The sequence below is a fragment of the Streptomyces sp. NPDC057307 genome, from assembly GCF_042667665.1.
Classification (GTDB): domain Bacteria; phylum Actinomycetota; class Actinomycetes; order Streptomycetales; family Streptomycetaceae; genus Streptomyces.
On record NZ_JBHUZM010000271.1, the window covers coordinates 1 to 2,440 of the forward strand.

Consider the following 2,440-nt stretch of genomic DNA (forward strand, 5'->3'; position numbering starts at 1 on the left):
CCCTGGCCCGGGGCCCGGGCCAGGCGGGACTTTGACGACAGGTCCTAGTCGCGGATGTGTGGGAACAGGTCGACGAACGGCGCCGCCGTCGCCGCGATGCCCCGGCCGTACGGCGCGTCGAAGTCCCAGATCAGGAAGAGCAGGAAGGCGATCAGGGCACTGAACAGCCCGGCCAGGAGCAGTTCCCGCCAGGTGCGGCGGATCTGGAGCGTGAAGATCAGCCCCACGGTCACCACGGCGCCGATGATGAGGCCGAACCAGACGACCCCCGGCATGGTCGCCCCCGCGTTCTCGCCCCGGGCGCCCCGCGCGTCGTCGGCCGCCGCCACCTGGTCGACCAGCGGCTGATACGCCTGCGCCTCGTGGTCGTTGGCCGGCACGTAGTCGGTGACGCTCCGCCGGACCTGCTCCAGCAGCGCCGTGCCCTTGTCGCTGAGGCTGTTGTGCTCGGACATGTGGGGCCACTCGGTGTCGACCACGTAACTGACGTACGCGTCGACATCGCCCCGGATACGGTCGCGCACCTCGGCCGGGTAGACCTCGGACCGCGCCTGCACCTCGTGCAGGGCCTGTGCCTCCTGGCGTACGGACTCCTGGGCCCCGCCGCGCGCCTCCCAGACGCCCGCGATGGCCAGGCCCAGCACGATCGCGTAGACCACGCCGATCATCATCGTCATGTACTCGAGGACGTCGGGGCTTTCGGAGGGATCGTCGTCGGCCGGCACGCGGCGGTTGTTGATGAGGACGATGGCCACGACGACCGCGCAGGCGGCGGCCATGGCCAGGGACAGGACAAGCCATTCCGACATGGGTCTCCGTCAGCTAGCGGGATCGGGGGCGAAGGATGGCGGCCGCCAGCACCGCCGGTGCCGTGAGCAGCAGCATGAGCATCACGATCGAGGTGCTGTTCGTCGGCTGTTTGCGGACAGGCGTCTTGTACGCGGGCAGGACCCGTACCTCCGGCGGCTCGGTCTTCGGCGGCGGAGGTGGGGTCGGTGACGGCGACGGTGACGGCGGGGGAGTGACGGGCGGCGGGGGAGGCGGTGGATCGACCGCGCGCCGCACCGGTGGCGGCGCGGGCGGTGGCGGTACGGGCGCGGGCTCGGCGACCACCGGCGGCTCGGGCTCGGGCTCCGGTTCCGGCGTCGGTGTCGGTGGTGGCGGTGGTGGGGGCTCCGGAGGCGGCGGAGAGGGCGGCGGAGGCGGTGGCGGGGGTTCGGGCGGCGGAGGCGGCGGTGGCGGCGGCGCGGGCCAGCAGGGCCCGTCGCCGATGATGACGACCGCGCCCGTACCGCCCGGCCCCGTCCACGCCGATACGCAGACGTCGGCGGCGGCCGGCAGAGGCACGCTGAATATGCAGACGAGACCGGTGACGGCCAGGGTCCGCACGGCAAGTGATCGGTACACGGCGGCAGCTTGAATCAACACGGCCCGCGCCGTGCCGAAATGGCGCCGGATTCCCCTGATCGGGGGGAATCGGCGCATTCCGCGTTTCTTTTTCTTTCTGAAGATTCTTTGAGACGCGTTGAACGCTCCTCACCCCGCCGCGCGTACTTAGGGCCATGAGCGGCGCGGCCCTGGCGCCCCAACTGGCTTACGAACTACGGGAGTTGACATGAACACCTGGCGGAACGCCTCGCTCGCGGTGACCGCGGTGGCCGTACTGGCCCTGACGACGGCGTGCGGTCAGGACAAGGGTGAGAGCCCCAACGGTCAGGCGGTCGGCGCCGCCGCACCCGCCGACGGCGGCTACGGATCGGACACCGGTTACGGCGACGAGTCGGCGACCGAACCCAAGACGGCCGGTCAACTGGCCGTGTGGGACAGCAAGAAGCTCGGCAAGGTCGTCACGGACAGCGAGGGCTTCACCCTCTACCGGTTCGACAACGACACCGCCGAGCCTCCCAAGTCGACCTGTGTGGGCGAGTGCGAGAAGGCGTGGCCGGTCGTCGCGGCCGGTGACGTCAAGGCGGCCGCCGGCACCGACGCCTCGAAGATCGGAGAGGTCACCCGCGCCGACGGCACCAAGCAACTGACCCTCGGCGGCTGGCCGATGTACCGCTACGCCAAGGACACCAACCCCGGCGACGCCAACGGGCAGGGTGTGGGCGGCACTTGGTTCGCCTCGGCCCCCGACGGAAAGAAGGCCGCCCTCGGGGCGGCCGGAGCCGACGAGGCCGGCGGCACCGAGGCCGATCTCGCGGGACTGTCCGTGCGAAAGGACCCCAAGCTCGGTGAAATCGTGGTGGACGCAAAGGGTATGACGGTATATCGGTTCAAGAAGGACAGCGCTTGGCCGATGAAGACCGCCTGCACCGGCGCCTGCCTGGAAAAGTGGCCGGTAGTCGCTCCAGTCGACAAGAACGACACGGAAGGCATCATCAAGAAGGGCTTCGTGACGTTCGACCGGCCCGACGGAATCAAGCAGCAGACCATCGAC

At 70.2% G+C, this 2,440-nt stretch carries 3 protein-coding genes; 2 read left to right on the forward strand and 1 reads right to left on the reverse strand.

Annotation, left to right across the window (positions count from 1 at the left end; genetic code table 11):
• Positions 1–44: 44 nt before the first annotated feature.
• The gene (locus ACFUN8_RS37250) at positions 45–809 is read right to left on the reverse strand and encodes a hypothetical protein (protein WP_383647854.1); all 765 of its coding nucleotides are present in this window, start codon (positions 807–809) and stop codon (positions 45–47) included.
• 74 nt (positions 810–883) lie between these two features.
• Between ACFUN8_RS37250 and ACFUN8_RS37255 the strand changes: the two genes are divergently transcribed.
• Complete coding sequence (locus ACFUN8_RS37255; protein ID WP_383647856.1) at positions 884–1,420, forward strand: hypothetical protein; 537 nt, start codon at positions 884–886, stop codon at positions 1,418–1,420.
• Between the two features lie 195 nt (positions 1,421–1,615).
• A partial coding sequence (locus ACFUN8_RS37260) for an SCO0930 family lipoprotein (protein ID WP_383647859.1) occupies positions 1,616–2,440 on the forward strand: 825 nt, incomplete at its 3' end.